We start from the raw sequence: 19,960 nt of genomic DNA, 5'->3' as shown, positions 1-19,960 counted from the left end.
GATTGGCTGGGGAACCTGGATTCGAACCAGGACTAACGGAGTCAGAGTCCGTGGGTCTACCGTTAACCTATTCCCCAAAGCCGCCGTCGGAGCGAAGCCCGTCGGTGTGGTTGGCGGGCTTATAAACAAATCGGCGGCTGATGCAAATACCTTTTGCAAAAAAAATCGCGGCTGAAGTGAGATCGCAGCCATCGAGGGTGGCCGGAACAGGGACCCAGGTGCTCAACCCGGTGTGTTTGCTGGGTTCGGGCGCCCGACGCCTTTGTTGTGCACAAGCCGGTTCTCAAAAAAAGTTTGGCGAATGGGGGTTGCGCTGGTACAGTCGCGCCAACGAAAAATCGAGAGAGCGCCTTGAGCGGCCCTAAGGCCTTGCGCGGCGCCATGGTTGAAACAAGTGAAAGACCCCGATCACGGCGATAAGCCGTCCGAATCCGGGGCGTCGGCAGCAGGCCGCAGTGATGGATCGAAGCTCGGTCCGCGCAACGGCAAGGGCAAGCGTAAACGACGCAAGTCGTCTGCTTCGCCGTCTGCAATTGCCAGCCAGTCCGGCGCAGCCGGTTTGGCAGGGCGTCCCGCAGGAGAGAACGAAACGGAGCCGGCGCGCAAGCGCAAGCGGCGGCGTCGTTCGAAATCAGCAAAACAGCAGGCTCAGGCCGGATCCGCGTCGCAAAGCAGCGGCGTTCAGGTCGTCGATGCGTCGCTTGGCGAACGCAAGGGCCACAAGCGCAGCAAGAAGGCCAAGCACCGCCGCGGGCTCCAGGGGCGCCCGCTGACGAGCGGCGAGCGCCAGCCGGCGCAGCAGCGTGGCGCCGATGGCGGCGGCAATGCGCGGCAGACTTCTGCCGCCGGCGGCGGTCAGGCGGGCGCACAGCCGCGTTCGGGCAATCGCGGCGAACAACCGCGTGCACCCTATATCGCTGCTAGCGAACCGCCCGCGCCGCTCTATGCCGCACTTGATCTCGGCACCAACAATTGCCGTCTGTTGATCGCTCAGCCGACCCGTCCCGGCCAGTTCCGGGTGGTCGACGCCTTCTCGCGCATCGTCCGTCTCGGCGAAGGGCTCGGTGCCAGCGGCCGGCTGTCGGACGAGGCGATGGAGCGTGCCGTCGAGGCGCTGAAGATCTGCGCGTCGAAGCTCGGCGCCCGTACCATTCGCCGCAGCCGCCTGATTGCGACGGAGGCTGCCCGCGCGGCTGAAAACGGTGAAAGCTTCCTTGAGCGGGTTGCGAGCGAAACCGGTCTCGATCTCGAAATCATCAACCGCGAAACCGAGGCACGGCTTGCCGTTTCCGGCTGCTCGTCGCTGGTGGATCGCGAGACGCGCTCGGTCGTGCTCTTCGATATCGGCGGCGGCTCGTCCGAGATCGCCGTCATCCGCATCGGTGATTCGCGCTCGAACCGGCTCGCCAACCACATCACCCACTGGACCTCGCTGCCGGTCGGCGTCGTGACGCTTTCGGAGCGCCATGGCGGCCAGCATGTGACGCCGGCAAGCTTCGAGGCGATGGTGCAGGAAGTGGAAGGCATGCTTTCCCGCTTCGACAGCCCGCCTGTCGAAGCTCTGGCGAACGGCACGTCGGGCAGCGGTTTCCACCTGATCGGCACGTCAGGCACGGTGACGACGCTTGCCGGCGTGCATCTCGACTTGCCGCGCTATGATCGCCGCCGCGTCGATGGCCTGTGGCTGACGGACGACGAAGTCTCGGCCATGCAGGCGCGGCTTCTCTCCTGGGATTTCGACGCGCGCGCCGCCAATCCCTGCATCGGCCCTGATCGCGCCGATCTGGTGCTTGCCGGCTGCGCCATCCTCGAAGCGATCCGCCGGCGCTGGCCGTCGACCCGCATGCGGGTTGCCGATCGTGGCCTGCGCGAAGGCCTGCTCACCGATATGATGGCGGACGACGGCGCCTGGCGCCGCTCGCGGCCGCGCCGCCACCAGCGCGGTTCCAATGCCTCCGGCAGCCACGAAGGAAACAAACCATGACGAAACCCCCCGTCGGCGCCAACCGTAGCGGCCGCAAGCTTGGCCAGAAGGTCAAGAAGGGCAAGCTCAAGGCATCCTCCCGCCGCTGGATCGAGCGCCACATCAACGACCCCTATGTGCAGCGGGCGCAGCTCGAGGGCTACCGCGCCCGCGCGGCGTTCAAGCTCCTGGAGATCGACGAGAAGCACAAGATCCTGAGCGGCGCGCGCCGCATCATCGACTTGGGCGCTGCCCCCGGCAGCTGGTCGCAGATTGCCGCCAAGGTCACCAACTCCACCGATACCGATCCGCGCGTTGCGGCGATCGACTTCCTCGAGGTCGACCCTCTTCCGGGCGTGCGCATTCTTCAGATGGATTTTCTCGATCCGGAAGCGCCGGGCAAGCTGATGGAAGCGATCGGCGGAACACCTGATCTGGTGATCTCCGACATGGCGGCGCCGACGACCGGCCACCGCCAGACCGACCACCTGCGCACCATGCATCTGTGCGAGGTCGCGGCCTATTTCGCCGTCGACGTGCTGGCCAAGGGCGGGCACTTCCTGGCGAAGACCTTCCAGGGCGGCACCGAGCGCGAGCTGCTCAACATGCTCAAGCAGAATTTCCGTCAGGTCATCCATGTGAAGCCGGCCTCCTCGCGCGCCGAATCGGTCGAGATGTTCCTGCTTGCCAAGGATTTCAAGGGGCGCCAGCAGGCCGGCAGCGAAACGGAAACCGAAGACGAAGCGGCCAAATAACATGCTGCTTTACGTCACCGTCGGCAGCAACGATCTGACACGCGCCGGTGCGTTCTACGATGCGGTAATGCCGACCCTTGGCTACCACCGGCAGCGCCGGGACGAGACCGAGATCGGCTATGGCGCTGAGGGCGATCGCATCCGCTTTTGGGTTGTGACGCCCTTCGACCGCGCGCCTGCCACCTATGGCAATGGCGTGAGCATCGCGCTTGCCGCCGAGACCCGCGCCGCCGTCGACGCTTTTCATGCCGCAGCCCTTGCCAATGGCGGCACGGACGAGGGTGCGCCGGGCCTACGCCCGTTTCACGCAAATTTTTATGGTGCCTGGGTTCGCGATCACGACGGCAACAAGATCGCCGCCGTCTGCGAGCGGCCGGAGTAACCTGCCGCTTGGGCGCCGAGTTTCCAACGATTTCCTGATGGCGAAAGCACGCAGGCGCCACGGGGCCAGGCCGGCTTGTGCCGATCGGCCGCACTCCTGATCGCCCTCCAAAACCCGGTCCCCCCAAAGACGGCGCATCGTGGTTAATCGGCCATTAACCAGTTGAGTGCAACTCTGGTGTTACTATCTGGTCCATTAGGACCTCCTAAGGTTTAAATTTCACCGAGCGCTGGCTGCCGATCGACGATTGGCGACGGGTCGAGCACGTGCCCGGTTGGCTGCATGTGGAAGTACCTGGATGTCGATGATTTCGCTTGCCGTTCGGCTCAGAAGCCGCGCGCATTTTTCCGTCAAGAGGAATGGTGCCGGCAAGCCGGGGGTGATCATCGGCACCAGCGCCGGCCGCAGGAACCAGGCGCGGCAGCGGGTGGGGATCCTGATCGCCGGCTTTGCCGTCGTCTTTCTCGTCGTCGGCGGGCGGCTGGTTCAATATGGCCTGTCGGCGCCGGCCGAAACCGCGTCGATCGGCGGCAGCGGCCATGTCATCGCCTCTCGCCCGGATATCGTCGACCGCAACGGCCATCTCTTGGCGACCGATCTCAACACGATGTCGCTCTATGCGGAACCGCGCAAGATCGTCGACGCCGACGAGGTCGTCGAGAAGCTCGCGACCGTGATCCCCAATCTCGATTGGCGCGATACGCACCGCAAGCTCCAGTCCGGATCGGCATTCCAGTGGCTGCGACGCCAGCTCACGCCGAAGCAGCAGTCGGACATTCTGGCGCTCGGCATACCCGGCATCGGCTTCCGCCCGGAAAAGCGCCGTTTCTATCCCGGCGGCGTCACCGCTTCGCACATCCTCGGTCACGTCAATGTCGACAACCAGGGGCTGGCCGGCATCGAGCGCTATCTCGACCAGCAGGGCTTTGCCGATCTGCGGGCCGCTGGCCTTACCAGCAACGCCTCGCTCGAGCCTGTGCGGCTGTCGATCGATCTGCGCGTCCAGAACATCGTGCGCGAAGTGGTCGCCAACGCGATGACCGACTATGAGGCCGAGGCGGCCGGCGCTGTGGTTCTCGATGCAGAGACCGGTGAGGTGCTCGCCATGGCCTCGGTACCCGACTACGATCCGAACGAACCCTCGCGAACCTTGCCTGGCGGCGGCGTCGACAAGGAGTACGAAAAGGGCTGGTTCAACCGGATGAGCAACGCCACGTTCGAGATGGGCTCGACCTTCAAGAGCTTCACGCTGGCGATGGGCCTCGACGCGGGCAAGGTCAACCTGAACTCGGTCGTCGACGCGTCGCGGCCGATCCGCATGGGCGGCTTCACCATCAAGGACTTCAAGGGCAAGAACCGTCCGCTATCGATCCCGGAGGTCTTCCAGTACTCCTCCAACATCGGCACCGCGGCGGTTGCCGACATGGTCGGGATCGAAGGTCACCAGCAGTTCCTGACGAAGATGGGCCTCCTGTCCCGCATGCAAACCGAAATGCCGGGGGTCGCCATCCCGACCCAACCGCGCACGTGGAAGAAGATCAATTCAGTGACGATCTCCTTCGGTCACGGCGTGGCGACCACGCCGTTGCAGACGGCCGTCGCCGCCGCGGCGCTGATGAATGGCGGACACCTGATCCCGCCGACCTTCCTGCCGCGCTCGCCGGAGGAAACGAAGTTCGTCTCGCAAAGGGTGATCAAGGAAACGACCAGCGCCGACATGCGCTTCCTCTACAACTGGAACGGCGTGAAGGGCTCCGGCAGGCGGGCGCAGGTGGAAGGCTTCCATGTCGGCGGCAAGACCGGCACGGCCGACAAGGTCATCAACGGCCGCTATGCCAAGGACATCAACTTCAACGCCTTCCTTGCGGCCTTCCCGATGGATAAGCCCAAATACATCGTGCTGTCGATCATCGACGCGCCGAAAACCGGAGAAAACGGCGGGCGGACGGCCGCGGCCAACGCCGCTCCGATGGTGAAGTCGATCATCGGTCGGTCTGCGCCGCTCCTTGGGGTGAAGCCCCGGTTTGGAGACCTGGGCGCCGAACAGTGGCTGGCCAACTACTAAGGCCGGCACCGTTGCTGGGAAGGCACCGTCGATCAGTCGGTGCCCAAGGGATCATTTCCCCGCAGCCGTCTCGACTTCGCGCGCCGGCAGCCGGTGTCCCGACACGGAGGAGCCGGCGTTCTTCGCCATGGTGAGGAACGGGATCGCCGCGATCAGGTTGGCGGCGGCGATGATCATGAAAGCGGTGTGGAAATCGTCGAGCTGCAACGGGCCGCCGCTGAGCTTCGTCTCGATTTCGAGGATCGCGCCGGCGACCGCAACGCCGAGCGCCAGGCTGATCTGTTGCAGCACCGCGCTCATCGAGGTCGCCTTGCTGGCATCCGCATCGTCGATATCGGCAAAAGACAGCGCGTTGACGCTGGTGAAGAAGAACGAGCGCGCAAAGCCGGCGATCAGGAGGATAGTGATCAGCACCAGATAGGGCGTCTCCGGCGTGAAGAAGCCGTTGGCGAAGGTGGTGATCGCCGCAATGATCGCAGCGATGATGAGCGTGGTACGGAAGCCGGCAAAGGCCAGAACGCGCCGCGCGTAGAACTTCGTGGTAATCGCGCCGACCGCGCCGATGAACGTGATGAGGCCGGACTGGAACGGATTGAGGCCGAACCCCACCTGCAGCATCAGCGGCATCAGGAAGGGAACGGCGCCGACCGAGATGCGGAAGATCGTGCCGCCGATCGAAGCGGCGCGAAAGGCGTTGTCGCGGAAGAGCTTCAGGTCGAGGACCGGGGCCGGATGACGCCGCGCATGGCGGATGTAGAGCAGGGCCGAAACAAGGCCGATCGCTACCGAGGCGATGCCGACAACGGGGGGCAGGGCAGGCAGGCTGATCACCGACAGGCCGAAGACGATGCCGGAGGCAGCAATCCCGCCGAGCAGGAAGCCCAGCACGTCGACCGGCGGCGGATCGAGCGGCTCCATCTTCGGCAGGTAGATGCCCGACAGGATGTAGCCGGCGATGCCCACGGGCACGTTGATCAGGAAGATCCAGTGCCAGGAGAAGTAGGTGGTGATGAAGCCACCGAGCGGCGGTCCGGCAAGCGGACCCACGAGCGCGGGGATCGTCAACAGTGCCATGGCCGACACCAGTTCGCTGCGCGGTGTCCCGCGAACCAGCACGAGGCGAGCGACCGGCGTCATCATCGCGCCGCCCATTCCCTGCAGGAACCGGGAGAAGACGAAGGCGGGCAGGCTGTTCGAAATGGCGCAGAAGATCGATCCGGCAATGAAGACCAGGATCGCCGCGCGAAAGATCCTCTTGGCGCCGAAGCGGTCGGCCATCCAGCCGCTCAAGGGGATGAAGATCGCCAGCGCCACCATGTAAGCGGTCAGCGCCAACTTCAGCGTGATCGGCCCGACGCCGATGTCGCGGGCGATTGCCGGCAGCGACGTGGAAATCACGGTCGAGTCCATCTGCTCCATGAAAAGAGCGACGGCAAGGATCATCGGGACGATACGGTTCATGAAACGATGCTTCGGACGGTCAGCGATAAGCAGAAGCTAATAATGCCGGTCATGGCTTTTGTCGGGGCAAAACCGGTGATTGCGGATCAAAAGCCTGTGATCCCGACTGGCCTTTGCTGTCAAGACGCTAGTTCTGGCCGAGTTGCCGCCGATGGCAACGGATCCAACAGAAAGCGGAAACGAACCATGAGTGAAATGTCGATGAAGCGCAGGACCTTGATGGGAGCGGGAACGCTCGGCGTGCTCGCAGCGCCCTCGCTGATGACGGGCATTGCAGTCGCTCAGGAAAAATCGGAAAACACCGGCATGAAAGCCAGCCCTCCGACAAGAATGCTCAAGCTTGGCGCGTTCAAGATCGTTGTCGTCAATGACGGCACTCGCGTCAGCGACAAGCCGCACGAGACCTACGGCACCAACCAGCCGCAACAGGCGGTGGCCGAACTGCTGCAGCAGAACTTCCTGCCGACCGATGCGCTGCTCAACAGCTATTCGCCGGTTCTTGTCGATACCGGATCGGACCTCGTGCTCTTCGATACCGGCATGGGCGAGGGCGGTCGGGAGACCGGCGCTGGCCGCCTGCTCGACGGGATCCGCGCTGCCGGCTATTCGCCGGAGCAGGTCTCGGTTGTCGTGGTAACCCATATGCATGGCGATCACATCGGCGGCCTCATGGAGGCCGAAAAACCGGCCTTCGCCAATGCCCGCTATGTGATGGGCGAAGTCGAATACGCCTTCTGGAAAGATCCGGCGCGCGCCGGCACGCCAGCAGAAAACGGTCACAAGGCCGTGCTGGAAAAGGTCGTGCCGCTTGCGGAAAAGACCACCTTCATCGGCGACGGTGCCGCGGTCGTTCCGGGCATTTCGGCCATTGCCGCCTTCGGCCATTCGCCGGGGCACATGGTGTTCCGTCTCGATTCCGACGGCAAAGCGCTGATGCTGACGGCCGATACCGCCAACCACTATGTGTTGTCGCTGCAGCGGCCGGACTGGGAAGTGCGCTTCGACATGGACAAGGCGAAGGCAGCAGAGACGCGCCGCCGGGTGTTCGACATGATCGCCAGCGAACGGCTGCCCTTTATCGGCTACCACATGCCGTTTCCTGCGGTCGGTTTCGTCGAGAAGCAGGGCGAGGGTTACCGTTTCGTGCCTGCAAGCTATCAGCTCGATATCTGATCGGTTGCCGCGCCTCTTCGCGCGAAATTGCTGCTCTGCAACAAATATCGGCCGACGGCGGGACATTTCCCGGCTTTGGCTATTTTCATCCTGACATATCCGTGTTACGAGCCCTCGCCAACTTCCAAGACACGCTTTGAAGTCGCCCGGTGGACAAATCGCAGCCCGTCCCCGGGGATTTTCGCTATTTGAAGGGAATTGGCCATGGCGCGCATCATCGAAACGGCAACTGGTCTGGAGGCTTTGACCTTCGACGACGTCCTGCTCCTGCCCGGGCATTCCGAAGTCATGCCGGGTCAGACCAACATCGCGACCACCATTGCCCAGGACATCGACCTGAACCTGCCGATCCTGTCGTCGGCCATGGACACGGTGACCGAAGGGCGTCTCGCAATCGCCATGGCGCAGGCCGGCGGCATCGGCGTCATCCACCGCAACCTGACGCCGGCCGAGCAGGCCGAAGAGGTTCGCCAGGTCAAAAAGTTCGAAAGCGGCATGGTCGTCAATCCGGTGACCATCGGTCCCGACGCCAAGCTCGCCGATGCGCTCGGCCTGATGAAGCAGCATGGCATTTCCGGCATCCCGGTCGTTGAAAACGGCGGTGCCGGTGGCCAGAAGCAGGGCCGCCTCGTCGGTATCCTCACCAACCGCGACGTTCGTTTCGCCTCTGATCCGAACCAGAAGATCCACGAACTCATGACCCATGAGAACCTGGTCACGGTCAAGGAAAGCGTCGACCAGCAGGAAGCGAAGCGCCTGCTGCACGCCCATCGCATCGAAAAGCTGCTCGTGGTCGACGGCGACGGCCGTTGCGTCGGTCTCATCACCGTAAAGGATATCGAGAAGGCACAGCTGAACCCGAACGCCTCCAAGGATGCGCAGGGCCGCCTTCGTGCCGCCGCCGCCATCTCGGTCGGCGATGACGGCTTTGAGCGCGCCGAGCGACTGATCGATGCCGGCGTCGACCTGATCGTCGTCGACACCGCCCATGGTCACTCGCAGCGCGTTCTCGACGCGGTCGCCCGCGTCAAGAAACTCTCGAACTCGGTTCGCATCATGGCCGGCAACGTCGCGACTGCCTCCGGCACCAAGGCGTTGATCGATGCCGGTGCGGATGCGGTCAAGGTCGGTATCGGCCCGGGCTCGATCTGCACCACGCGCATCGTCGCCGGTGTCGGCGTGCCGCAGCTCGCTGCGATCATGGGCGCCGTCGAAGCCGCCCAGGCGGCCGGCATTCCTGTCATCGCCGATGGCGGCATCAAGTTCTCTGGCGACCTTGCCAAGGCGATCGCCGCCGGTGCTTCGGCCGTCATGATCGGCTCGCTGCTTGCCGGCACCGATGAAAGCCCGGGCGAAGTGTTCCTCTACCAGGGCCGCTCCTTCAAGGCCTATCGCGGCATGGGCTCCGTTGGCGCCATGGCGCGCGGCTCGGCGGACCGCTACTTCCAGGCGGAAGTGCGCGACACGCTGAAGCTGGTTCCCGAGGGCATCGAAGGCCAGGTCCCCTACAAGGGTCCGGTCGCAGGCGTCCTGCACCAGCTCGCGGGCGGCCTCAAGGCCTCCATGGGTTATGTCGGCGGCCCGACGATCAAGGAATACCAGGAGCGCGCCCAGTTCGTGCGCATCTCCGGCGCGGGCCTGCGCGAAAGCCACGCCCATGACGTGACGATCACTCGCGAAAGCCCGAACTACCCGGGCGCGCACTGATTGCGATTGCATTCGAAGGGCGCCGCGCCATCGCGCGGCGCCCTTCGCTATTTCAGAGTAAGCGTGTTTGAGGGAGTAGCGTAATGACGGGTTTCGAGATTTTCTGGCCGATCGTGGCTCATGTCTTCCTCGTCTTCTGCCTCTATGCTCTTCTCTCCTTCCGCCGGATGGGCCTGGTGCGCGCCGGTAAGGCGAATGCCGGCCAGTTTCGCGAAAACCGTGACGAGCCGGGCGAAAGCCTGGTGGTGAAGAACAGCATCGCCAACCAGTTCGAGCTGCCGGTTCTCTTCTACCTCTGCTGCGTGCTGCTCTACATCACCGAGGCCGACAACATCGTCTCCCTCGCTCTTGCCTGGCTCTTCGTTGCCCTGCGCTATGTGCACGCCTTCGTGCATGTCACCAGCAATCGCCTCCGCTACCGGCGCCCGCTGTTCATGGGCGGTGTTGCAACGCTGTTTGCGATGTGGGTGTGGCTTGCCGTCTGGATGGCGATGAGCTGATCCGGATAGGCGCACCGCCATTCTGACGCAGATCTGAGACAGTCTGCGCCTTCATCTTCCCGTCTTGATGCGTATCAATTACCCGATGCCGCTTTTGCGCGTAGTCTCTCCGGCGTTGGGCAACAACGCATCGGAGGACGAGATGACCGCAACGATGAAAGCCGCCGTGGTGCGCGAATTCGGCAAGCCGCTGGTAATCGAGGATGTGCCGATACCGGAGCCGGGTCCCGGCCAGGTGCTGATCAAATACGAGGCGACGGGCGTCTGCCACACGGACCTGCACGCCGCCAACGGCGACTGGCCAGTCAAGCCGAAGCCGCCCTTCATCCCCGGACATGAAGGCGTCGGCTATGTCGCCAAGCTCGGCAGCGGCGTTGCGCGGCTGAAGGAAGGCGACCGCGTCGGCGTTCCGTGGCTGCACACCGCCTGCGGCGGCTGCACGCCTTGCCGCACCGGATGGGAAACGCTCTGCGGCAGCCAGCAGAACACCGGTTATTCCGTCAACGGCACGTTTGCGCAATACGGCCTCGCCGATCCTGACTTCGTCGGCCGCCTGCCGGCAAAGCTCGAATTCGGGCCCGCGGCCCCCATCCTTTGCGCCGGCGTCACCGTCTACAAGGGCTTGAAGGAAACCGAAGTGCGTCCGGGCGAATGGGCGCTGATCTCGGGCATCGGCGGACTCGGGCACATGGCGGTGCAATATGCCAAGGCCATGGGCATGCATGTCGCCGCCGTCGATATCTTCCCGGACAAGCTGGAGCTTGCCCGAAAACTCGGTGCCGACCTCGTCGTCGATGCGCGCGACAAGGATGCGGTCGAGCAGGTGCGAGATGCGACCGGGGGCGTGCATGGTGCCCTGGTGACGGCCGTCGCGCCCAAGGCGATGGAGCAGGCCTTCAACATGCTCCGCTCCAAGGGAACCATGGCGCTGGTCGGCCTGCCGCCCGGCCAGATGTGCCTGCCAATCTTCGATACGGTTCTGAAGCGCATCACCATCCGCGGCTCGATCGTCGGGACGCGGCAGGATCTGGAGGAATCGCTCGAGTTCGCCGGTGAAGGCAAGGTCGCCTCGCACTTCACCTGGGACAAGATCGAGAACATCAACGCCATCTTCAAGCGCATGGAGGAAGGCAAGATCGACGGTCGCATCGTGCTCGACCTCAACGGCTGATCGGTGTGCGTGGGACCCTCGACCTGTGAGGGCGAAAGGAAACACGCGGCAGTAACGCAAGTTTGTATGTTCCAGACCGCCCGCCGACCTATTCTGTCGCGGGCGGTTCTGTCTGCCGCCGCGGGAGATAAGAACCGAAGGAGGCTGGCATGCAGGAACCGAAAATCACGCAGGCGATGATCGACGCCTATGACGAGTACACGCATCTGACCCTCGATCGCCGTCGCTTCATGGAAAAGCTCACCGGTCTCGCCGGTTCCGCGGCTGCGGCCGCGGCGATCGCGCCGCTGCTGGCGGCCAATGGTGCCAAGGCGGAGATCGTGGCTGCAAACGACACCCGGGTGACCGGCGAGGACATCACCTATCCCGGCGCTGCCGGCGATATGAAAGGCTATCTCGTTCGTCCGGCAGAGGTGAGCGGCAAGCTGCCGGCGGTCATCGTCATCCATGAGAACCGCGGGCTGAACCCGCATATCCGCGACGTCGCGCGGCGCATGGCGCTCGAAGGCTTCCTGGCGCTGGCGCCGGATTTCCTGTCGCCTGCGGGCGGCACGCCGACGGACGAGGACAAGGCGCGCGAAATGATCGGTGCGCTCGATGCGGCGGCAACGACCGCGAATGCGGCGGCGACCGTGGCGTTTCTGGAAGGACACGCGCAATCGACCGGCAAGGTCGGCGCCATCGGCTTCTGCTGGGGCGGCGGTCTCGTCAACCGGCTCGCGGTCGGATCCCCGGATCTGAAGGCTGGCGTCGCCTATTATGGTGCGCAGCCCAAGGCCGAGGACGTGCCGAAGATCAAGGCGGCGCTGCTGCTGCACTATGCAGGCCTCGACGAACGCATCAATGCCGGCATCGACGCCTATCAGAAGGCGCTGAAAGACAACGGCAAGGACGCGACGATCTATGTCTATGACGGCGTCAACCACGCCTTCAACAACGACACCTCGGCAGCGCGGTATGACAAGGCCGCGGCCGATCTCGCCTGGAGCCGGACGGTCGAGTTCCTGAAGGCCAAGCTCGCCTGAGCGCTGCTACGCTCAGGCCGCTGCCGCCTGGAGAATATCGTCGGCGCAGCCGCTGATCGCCGCTGCGAGCGCTTCCATGTCGCGCTCGCGCGGGCTGCTGCGCCGCCAGATAAGCCCGATCTCGCGCGCCGGTTCAGGCGCGGCGAAGGGTACGATGCGGATGGAGTTGCGCGCCGCCTCGGTCGCGATCGCGATCTCGGGGATGAGCGTCATGCCCATGCCGTTGGCGACCATCTGCAGGAGCGTCGTCATCGAGGTCGCGCCGAACGAGACGAGACGGCGCTTGCCGGCCGTGCTGCAGACGGCGAGCGCCTGATCGCGCAGGCAATGGCCCTCTTCGAGCAGGAGCAACTGTTCGACATCCACCTGGTCTTCAGTCAGCGGCGACATCAGGATGTTTCGCTCGTCGTCCGCCATTGCCATGTAGAAGCGGTCGGAAAAGAGCGGCTTCGTCGAAAGTCCGTCGGCCTCGATCGGCAAGGCGGCGACGACGGCGTCGAGCAGGCCCTCGCCGAGATCGGCGACCAGTCTTGATGTCACCGATTCCTTCAGTTCGATCTCGATTGCCTGGTAGACCTGGCGCAGGTGCGGCACCAGCCGCGGCACGAGGTAGGGGGCAAGCGTCGGGATGACGCCGATGCGGATCCGCCCTTCGAGCGTGCCGGAACTGGCGCGCGCGCTCAACTCCAGCTGATCCACCTCAGAGAGGATGGCGCGGGTACGGGCCAAAACCTCTTCGCCCTTGCGGGTCAAGAGAACGCCGCTGCGGCTGCGCTCCACCAGCTTCACGCCCAAGTGGTTCTCCATTTCCATGATCTGGGCGGAGAGCGCCGGCTGGCTGACATGGACGAGTTCGGCCGCCTTGCCGAAGTGGCGAGCGGAGGCGAGCGCATCGAAATAGCGCATCTGTCTGAGTGTAAGCATGATAGGAAAATCTTATCGATTTTTAATTTTTATGCAATTGGAGCTTATCGAAGCGCCGTGGGAAAAACCTCTTGCCAGAGCGTTCGGGCTTTGATCGCCGCGCAGTTTGCGGCCGGCAGTCGCCACGGCTGCCGTCGGTCCTGTGCGACCACCCGGACGCGAAACCTTTGACAGGAGGACGCGATGTCTGATCGACCCATATTGACGACGAGTGCCGGAGCCCCGGTGCCGGACAACCAGAATTCGCTGACGGCCGGCCCGCGCGGCGGCGTCATGATGCAGGACTATCAGCTTATCGAGAAGCTGTCGCATCAAAACCGCGAGCGCATTCCCGAGCGCGCCGTACACGCCAAGGGTTGGGGCGCCTATGGCACGCTGAAGATCACCGGCGACATCTCGAAATACACCAAGGCCAAGGTTTTGCAGCCCGGCGCCGAGACGCCGATGCTGGCGCGGTTCTCGACTGTTGCCGGTGAACTGGGTGCTGCCGACGCCGAGCGCGACGTGCGCGGCTTCGCGCTGAAATTCTATACGCCCGAGGGCAATTGGGACCTCGTCGGCAACAACACGCCGATCTTCTTCGTTCGCGACGCTTACAAGTTCCCGGACTTCATCCACACCCAGAAGCGCCACCCGAAGACCAACCTGCGTTCGGCGACCGCGATGTGGGATTTCTGGTCGCTGTCGCCGGAAAGCCTGCATCAGGTCACGATCCTGATGTCAGATCGCGGATGTCCGGTGTCGCCGCTGCACATGAACGGCTACGGCTCGCACACCTTCTCGTTCTGGAACGACGCCGGCGAGCGCTATTGGGTCAAGTTCCACTTCAAGACCCAGCACGGCCACAAGCACTACACCAACGCCGAGGCGGCAGACGTGATCGGCCGGACGCGCGAAAGCTACCAGGAAGCGCTCTATGGCGCGATCGAAGAGGGTAACTATCCGCGTTGGACGCTGCAGGTGCAGATCATGCCCGAGCTCGAAGCCGAGAAGACGGCCTATGATCCCTACGACGTCACCAAGGTCTGGCCGCATGCAGACTATCCGCCGATCGAGGTCGGCGTGCTGGAGCTCAATCGTAACCCGGAGAACTATTTCGCCGAGGTCGAGAACGCCGCCTTCTCGCCGTCCAACATCGTGCCCGGCATCGGCTTTTCGCCGGACAAGATGCTGCAGGCCCGGTTGTTCTCCTATGCCGACGCCCACCGCTACCGGCTCGGAACGCATTACGAGCACATTCCGGTCAACCGGCCGAAATGCCCGGTGCATCACTATCACCGCGATGGCCAGATGAACACGTTCGGCGGCATTCAGACCGGCAATCCGAGTGCCTATTACGAGCCGAATTCGTTCAACGGCCCGGTCGAGCAGCCCTCCGCGATGGAACCGCCGCTACGCATCAGCGGCGACATGGCCCGCTACGACCACCGCGAAGGCAACGACGACTACGTCCAGCCGCGTGCGCTCTTCAACCTCTTCGATGCCGGCCAGAAGGCGCGCCTGTTCTCCAACATCGCCGCGGCGATGGGCGGCGTGCCGGGGCCGATCGTCGAGCGCCAGCTTGCGCACTTCAAGCGCGTCCACCCGGACTATGAGGCCGGTGTGCGCGCCGCCCTTCACGCGGCCCACGGCTACGAAGCCGACGCTGTCGGCGCGGCAGCCGAATAGACTCGGTATCGAGTCGGCCGCGTGCTGATCTCTGGACAAAAAAAGGCCACGCACCGGCTTGGTGCGTGGCCTTTTCCGCTTTCTGCAGCTCTTACCAGCCCGGCAGCATATGGCTCTGCCGGAGGCGCGGATAACGCGGGAAGCCCTTGATGTCGGCCTCGAGGTCGTCGTTGGCGCTGATCGGCGTGATGTTGTCGAGGCAGGCGGTGATGTGGTTGCTGATCGCGTTCGAAAGCGAGGGCGAAAGGCCCGGACGCTTCATGATGCCGATCTGCACCGGCGCCAAGGCCGGGAAGCCGTCCGCAAGCGTCAGCACCTTCATGCCGGGACGAAGCGCCGATTCCGGCAGGACAGAGACGGCCATGCCGGCCAGCACCGCGGCGGCGACGACCGTCGACGACCAGCTGGTGAACAGGATCTGGTACTCCCGACCCGTCGCATCGAGCGCGGCGCAGGCCGCCTGGCGCCACAGACAGTCGCGCCGGCCGACAGCAAGCGGGATCGGTGCGTTCTCGGGCAGCGGGTGGTTGATCGAGCTCACCCAGCAGAGCGGTTCGGTCCGCACCACGTCCGACGCGCGGGCACGCGGATTGTGCGTGACGAGCGCGATGTCGAGGTCGCCCTTGGCCATCTTCTCGGCGAGGTCCACGGAGGGCTCGCAGATGATGTAAAGCTCGACATTCGGATGCGTCTTGGCAAAACGCATGATGATCTCGGGCATGTAGCGGTCGGCATAGTCGTCGGGCGTGCCGATCCGGAGCGTGCCTTCGAGGCGATTGTCGTCGAAGGAAGCGATCGCCTCGTTGTTGAGGCGGATCATCCGGCGCGCGAAATTGAGCAGCCGGTCGCCTTCGACTGTCAGCCGGTTGCCGCGGCCGTCCTTCATGAACAGCGCCTTGCCGATGCGCTCTTCCAGGCGGCGCATCTGCATGGAAACGGCGGATTGGGTCTTGAAGACCCGGTCGGCCGCCTTGGTGAAGCTGCCCGTGTCGGCGATCGCGACAAAGGTCTGGAGCTGATCGATATCAAGGGGTGCGGACATGGCCGTAATGCATCCATAAGATTGTTTGATGAATATCATTAAAAACATTCGTTGGACTGATCAATAAGGATTTGCGATCTATCGGAAGCAAATTCATCGATCCCCGGCCGGCAATTTCGCCGGCGAATCCCAAACTCTTTGGCCCGCCCCTGCGTTTGATCTCCCCGCAGGGGATGGGCCTCTTCGTGCCTGAAAGGAGAAATTGTCATGCGCACGACACAGCACGCCCTCGATCTCGACCTCGTTGCCGGAACGCAGTCCTATGCCTCCCGCGCCGTCGGCGTGACAGGCATGCTAACGTCCGTATGGCAGCTCCTCCGAAATCGCTATGCGATCGGCCGTCTGAACGACCTGGATGACCGCCAGCTCCTCGACATGGGGCTGAAACGCGAAGATGTGCGCGAGGCGATTACCTCGCCCTTCTTCGACAATCCGGCGAGTTACCTGACACGCGCGTCGCGAAACCGGGCGAGCCTCTTCTACAAAGGGGCCCGCCACGACTGATCGTCCCCAATGGCGCATCCCGCCGCTTGAGATGTGCCAGTCGAGCATGATCCGCGAAAGCCTGCCGCCGCCGCGGGTCATGCTGCGAAATTCGGTGCCGCTGACCTCAACGGTCGCGCGCCCAAACGTTCCCCGCAGGGTAGAGCCAATAGACCCTGCCGCTTGGCCCGGTGCATGACCAAGACATGCACCGGGCCTTTTTCTTTCCGAAGCTGTTCGAAACAACGCGCTGACGCCCACACGCGCGGGCGATCGCTGCGTCCGATGGAGGCGCGGGATGTGCTGACGGGGAGGCTTGGCCTCAGCTCTTCGTGCCGGGCCCGGTCTTGTAAAGGTCGAACAGCGCCTCGACGTTCTTCTGGTATTCTTTCTGCATCTCCAGCCCGGTGTCGAACATGCTGTTCATGACCTGGGAGAATTGGGCCAGCGCCGGATTGTCGGGTGCCGGCTTCTGCGCGCCGGCGGCACCCGCCTGCATCATGTCCTGAAACGCCTTGACGAAGGGGTTGTCGGCAAAGACGTCGGCTGTCTTCGGCTTCTCTTCCTTCTTCGGGGCCATGCCGAAGAAGCCCTGCATCGCCTGGGTGAAGGGGTTGTCGAACGGGTTCGGCTGCGGTTCCGGCTTCTTGGCGAAACCGGCCGCTTCCATCCATTGCCGCATCGCGGTCGCCATCGGGTTGTTGGCAAAGGCATCGCTTGCGGCGGCAAATTGCCCGGTTGTCTGCTTGAACAGCCCGCCCATCAGCGTATCGGCCATCACAGGCAGCATCTGCTTGTAGATCTCCTGGCTGACGCCGGTGACCTGGGCCGCCTGTGCGGCGATCGCGCGCGACATTTCCTTCGAGCCGAACAGTTGCCCGAGAACGCCGTTGCCGTCGGCCATGCCCTGCGGCGTGAAGGCCTGGCTCATGTCTTCGAAGTATTTGGCGTAGTTGCCGCTGCCGAGCGCCGTCAGCAAGGCGCCGAAGTCGTAGGGGTTGGCGGTGTTGCGCTTGAAGGCCGCTGAGAAGGCCGGCAGCAGCGCCGCCGTCGCCTTCGTCATCTGCTCCTGGGCGATGCCGAACTGTTGCGCCATCAGCTCGATGGCCTTGCCGTTCTGCGCCTGCGCGAACATGTCGAAAAGCGGTGCCATCCCAGTTCCCCTTTATGGACGCGCGGCGCTCTAAGCGACGCATATCCTTGCACTATAACGGGAAATCAGGGACTGGGAACCGCTTTTTGAGAGGGCCGCGACGAGCGCCGCGCCCCTGTTCGGGCCTTAATACTGGTACTCGGCAAAGACCGGGTCTACGGAGCCGTTCCAGCGGCCATTGTAGAGCGCCAAAAGGTCTTCCGCGAGCGTTGCCTTCTTGGCCAGCACCTCGTCGAGCGGCGCCAGGAACTGGCTTTCGTCGATACCATCGCCGTTCAGCCTGTTGCGGCGCTTCAGACCGCCGCGCGAAATGGAGATGACCTCGCGGGCAACGTCGTAAAGCGTGCCGGTGCGGAACTTGGCGGCAAGCGCCTGAGCCGGCACGGCGTTGCGCATGGCGCTCACCTCTTCGAAGGTCCAGTCGCGCGTCAGTGCTTCGGCGGCGTCGAGCGCCTCGCGGTCGTAGAGCAGGCCGACCCAGAAGGCCGGCAGCGCGCAGATCCGCCGCCACGGGCCGCCATCGGCGCCGCGCATTTCGAGGAAGCGCTTCAGGCGCACGTCGGGGAACAGCGTCGAGAGATGGTTGGTCCAGTCGCCCATGTTCGGCTGCCAGTCGGCGACCTCGCCCTTGAGTGCGCCGCCCATGAACTGGCGGAAGGTGATGTGGGTGCAATCGTGGTAGTGGCCGTCGCGCACGACGAAGTACATCGGCACGTCGAGCGCCCACTCCACGTAGTCGGCAAAACCGAAATCGGGACGGAAGGCGGACGGCAGCAGGCCGGCGCGCTGGTTGTCGGTGTCGCGCCAGATGTCGCCGCGCCAGGAGAGAAGCCCGTTCGGCTTGCCGTCGGTAAAGGGCGAGCTTGCAAACAGCGCGGTCGAGAGTGGCTGCAGCTTCAAGGACACCTGCATCTTGCGGCGCATGTCCTCTTCCGAGGAGAAGTCCAGGTTCACCTGGATCGTGCAGGTGCGATACATCATGTCGAGGCCCTGGGTGCCGACCTTCGGCATGTAGCGGCTCATGATGCCGTAGCGCGATTTCGGCATGCGCGGGGTCTCATCAAAGGTCCACTTGGGGCTGCCGCCGATGCCGAGGAAGCGGATGCCGAGCGGCTCGGCGACTTCGCGCAGCACCGCCAGATGCTGGTTCGATTCCTTGCAGGTCTGGTGCAGGTTTTCGAGCGGCGCGCCGGAAAGTTCGAACTGTCCACCCGGTTCCAGCGAGATCGCGCCATTGCCCGACTGTTCGGCAAGGCCGATGATGTTGCCTTCGTCGATGATCGGTTCCCAGCCGCTTTTCGCCGCCATGCCGTTCAGAAGCGCCTGGATGCTGGCCTCGCCGAAATAGGGGACGGGGCTGTTGTCCGCCTTAAAGAAGGCGAACTTTTCGTGCTCCGTGCCGATCCGGAACCGCTCCTCCGGTTTCGAACCTTCTGCCAGGTAGGCGGTCAGGTCAGCGACAGAGGTTACCGGCGTCTGGTCGGTGGTATCTCGGGCCATGAGCGTCTTCTTTTGTTTGGGCGGCTCCCGCAGGTTAGCGGGAGTTGATGGAGGCTGCTTGAACCGTAATCAGGTGCGGTGCAAGTCAATTTCTTTCAAGATCTCATCAAAAAAAGTAGGACATTTGCTTGCTCTGGAGCAAGCACCGCGGAAATGGGTACTGGTGACCCAATCCTGCCTTGCCGGAGAGATCGTCCCCTTCTAGGGGAGCGAGCGGTGTCCGATTTGCCCGGGAACGACCGGCTATCGCCAGTCGCCGACAGTTGCCTGGATGACCGCCATGGCGGCGACGGCTGCCGTGTCGGCCCTGAGGATGCGGGGCCCGAGCGGAATGGCGGTGACGAAATCGAGGCTGTGCAGCAGCGTGCGCTCGGCTTCCGAGAAGCCGCCTTCCGGGCCGATCAACAGCGCGAGCTTCTTTTCCTTGATGCCGGCGAGGATCGGCAACGGATTCTGGCTGTCGCTGCCTTCGTCGCAGAAAATGATGCGCCGGTCGCTCTGCCAGGTGGCAAACAGGTCTTCGAGCCGGCGTGGTTCCTCGACATGGGGAATGCCGAGTACGCCGCATTGTTCGGCCGCCTCGATGACGTTGGCGCGAACCCGCTCGATGTTGCCAAGCTTGCCCTGCACATGTTGCGTCATGACCGGCTGCAAAGTGCCGGCGCCCATTTCGACGGCCTTCTGCACGAGATAGTCGAGCCGTCCGACCTTGAGCGGGGCAAAGAGATACACGAGATCGCAAGGCGCCGGCTGGGGGCGCGTCTGCTCGACGGGCGTCAGCACCAAGCGCTTCTTGCTGGCGAAGGAAAGCTCGGCCCGCCACTCGCCGTCGCGCCCGTTGAAGACGAGGATCGAGGCGCCTTCTTCGTAACGCAGCACGTTCACCAGGTAGTTGAACTGTTCCTTGGACGCCTCGTGCGCCGAGCCGGCACTCAAGGGGTGTTCGACGAACAGTCGCTGCATGCGAAAATTGGCGCGCATTGAGGAG

The 19,960-nt window shown here is 63.8% G+C and carries 17 protein-coding genes and 1 tRNA gene; 11 read left to right on the top strand and 7 right to left on the bottom strand.

Translation table 11 applies throughout. The annotated features are described in order from the left end of the window. Positions 1 to 3: 3 nt before the first annotated feature. Positions 4 to 77 (bottom strand) — tRNA-Gln (locus BLU15_RS07820). A gap of 317 nt (positions 78 to 394) precedes the next feature. Here BLU15_RS07820 and BLU15_RS07815 point away from each other — a divergent pair. From BLU15_RS07815 to BLU15_RS07800, 4 genes are all read left to right on the top strand, one after another. Then, entirely contained in the window at positions 395 to 1,984 is a 1,590-nt protein-coding gene (locus BLU15_RS07815; protein ID WP_060516471.1) for a Ppx/GppA phosphatase family protein, read from the top strand. Next, positions 1,981 to 2,718 (top strand): RlmE family RNA methyltransferase, encoded by a 738-nt coding sequence (locus BLU15_RS07810; protein ID WP_034800892.1) that lies wholly within the window; start codon positions 1,981 to 1,983, stop codon positions 2,716 to 2,718. Before BLU15_RS07815 ends, BLU15_RS07810 begins: the two co-directional genes overlap by 4 nt. 1 nt (position 2,719) lies before the next feature. Beyond that, positions 2,720 to 3,100 carry a VOC family protein gene (locus BLU15_RS07805; protein WP_090294905.1) on the top strand — a complete coding sequence of 127 codons (381 nt, stop codon included), beginning with the start codon at positions 2,720 to 2,722 and terminating at the stop codon, positions 3,098 to 3,100. Between the two features lie 298 nt (positions 3,101 to 3,398). Beyond that, positions 3,399 to 5,165, top strand: coding sequence for a peptidoglycan D,D-transpeptidase FtsI family protein (locus BLU15_RS07800; protein ID WP_034800896.1), 1,767 nt, complete (start codon positions 3,399 to 3,401; stop codon positions 5,163 to 5,165). A gap of 51 nt (positions 5,166 to 5,216) precedes the next feature. Here BLU15_RS07800 and BLU15_RS07795 read toward each other — a convergent pair whose 3' ends face one another. Further along, positions 5,217 to 6,626, bottom strand: coding sequence for a DHA2 family efflux MFS transporter permease subunit (locus BLU15_RS07795; RefSeq protein ID WP_034800899.1), 1,410 nt, complete (start codon positions 6,624 to 6,626; stop codon positions 5,217 to 5,219). A 186-nt stretch (positions 6,627 to 6,812) separates the two neighbouring features. Between BLU15_RS07795 and BLU15_RS07790 the strand changes: the two genes are divergently transcribed. The 5 genes from BLU15_RS07790 to BLU15_RS07770 all read left to right on the top strand — a co-directional run bounded on the left by BLU15_RS07790 (position 6,813) and on the right by BLU15_RS07770 (position 12,202). Next, complete coding sequence (locus BLU15_RS07790; protein ID WP_244546717.1) at positions 6,813 to 7,799, top strand: MBL fold metallo-hydrolase; 987 nt, start codon at positions 6,813 to 6,815, stop codon at positions 7,797 to 7,799. Between the two features lie 204 nt (positions 7,800 to 8,003). Then, positions 8,004 to 9,506 carry an IMP dehydrogenase gene (gene guaB, locus BLU15_RS07785; RefSeq protein WP_034800902.1) on the top strand — a complete coding sequence of 501 codons (1,503 nt, stop codon included), beginning with the start codon at positions 8,004 to 8,006 and terminating at the stop codon, positions 9,504 to 9,506. Between the two features lie 83 nt (positions 9,507 to 9,589). Beyond that, positions 9,590 to 10,006 (top strand): MAPEG family protein, encoded by a 417-nt coding sequence (locus BLU15_RS07780; protein ID WP_090294904.1) that lies wholly within the window; start codon positions 9,590 to 9,592, stop codon positions 10,004 to 10,006. A 142-nt stretch (positions 10,007 to 10,148) separates the two neighbouring features. After that, positions 10,149 to 11,177 carry an alcohol dehydrogenase AdhP gene (gene adhP / locus BLU15_RS07775; protein WP_060602043.1) on the top strand — a complete coding sequence of 343 codons (1,029 nt, stop codon included), beginning with the start codon at positions 10,149 to 10,151 and terminating at the stop codon, positions 11,175 to 11,177. Positions 11,178 to 11,326: 149 nt separating this feature from the next. Further along, positions 11,327 to 12,202, top strand: a complete 876-nt coding sequence (locus BLU15_RS07770; RefSeq protein WP_034800909.1) for a dienelactone hydrolase family protein — start codon at positions 11,327 to 11,329, stop codon at positions 12,200 to 12,202. A gap of 12 nt (positions 12,203 to 12,214) precedes the next feature. On the opposite strand, the gene BLU15_RS07765 is transcribed toward BLU15_RS07770, so the two are convergent. After that, positions 12,215 to 13,126 carry a hydrogen peroxide-inducible genes activator gene (locus BLU15_RS07765; RefSeq protein WP_090294902.1) on the bottom strand — a complete coding sequence of 304 codons (912 nt, stop codon included), beginning with the start codon at positions 13,124 to 13,126 and terminating at the stop codon, positions 12,215 to 12,217. Between the two features lie 183 nt (positions 13,127 to 13,309). On the opposite strand from BLU15_RS07765, the gene katA reads away from it, so the two are divergent. After that, entirely contained in the window at positions 13,310 to 14,794 is a 1,485-nt protein-coding gene (gene katA / locus BLU15_RS07760; RefSeq protein ID WP_090294900.1) for a catalase KatA, read from the top strand. A gap of 91 nt (positions 14,795 to 14,885) precedes the next feature. On the opposite strand, the gene BLU15_RS07755 is transcribed toward katA, so the two are convergent. Then, positions 14,886 to 15,836, bottom strand: coding sequence for a LysR substrate-binding domain-containing protein (locus tag BLU15_RS07755; protein ID WP_034800917.1), 951 nt, complete (start codon positions 15,834 to 15,836; stop codon positions 14,886 to 14,888). 207 nt (positions 15,837 to 16,043) lie between these two features. Between BLU15_RS07755 and BLU15_RS07750 the strand changes: the two genes are divergently transcribed. After that, a complete protein-coding gene (locus BLU15_RS07750; RefSeq protein WP_034800920.1) occupies positions 16,044 to 16,340 on the top strand; it encodes a DUF1127 domain-containing protein in 297 nt (98 codons plus the stop codon). Between the two features lie 301 nt (positions 16,341 to 16,641). Here BLU15_RS07750 and BLU15_RS07745 read toward each other — a convergent pair whose 3' ends face one another. The 3 genes from BLU15_RS07745 to BLU15_RS07735 form a co-directional block, all read right to left on the bottom strand. Next, on the bottom strand, positions 16,642 to 17,472 hold the full coding sequence (locus BLU15_RS07745) for a DUF937 domain-containing protein (RefSeq protein WP_090294898.1): 831 nt from the start codon (positions 17,470 to 17,472) through the stop codon (positions 16,642 to 16,644). 126 nt (positions 17,473 to 17,598) lie between these two features. Then, positions 17,599 to 18,972 (bottom strand): glutamate--cysteine ligase, encoded by a 1,374-nt coding sequence (locus tag BLU15_RS07740; protein ID WP_034800925.1) that lies wholly within the window; start codon positions 18,970 to 18,972, stop codon positions 17,599 to 17,601. Positions 18,973 to 19,215: 243 nt separating this feature from the next. Further along, the gene (locus tag BLU15_RS07735) at positions 19,216 to 19,953 is read right to left on the bottom strand and encodes a 16S rRNA (uracil(1498)-N(3))-methyltransferase (RefSeq protein ID WP_090294897.1); all 738 of its coding nucleotides are present in this window, start codon (positions 19,951 to 19,953) and stop codon (positions 19,216 to 19,218) included. Positions 19,954 to 19,960: the final 7 nt, after the last annotated feature.

Source organism: Ensifer sp. YR511, from assembly GCF_900103045.1.
Taxonomy (GTDB): Bacteria; Pseudomonadota; Alphaproteobacteria; order Rhizobiales; family Rhizobiaceae; genus Ensifer; species Ensifer adhaerens.
Note: the sequence above shows the minus strand (reverse complement) of the source record. Positions and strands in the feature narration are given on the sequence as shown.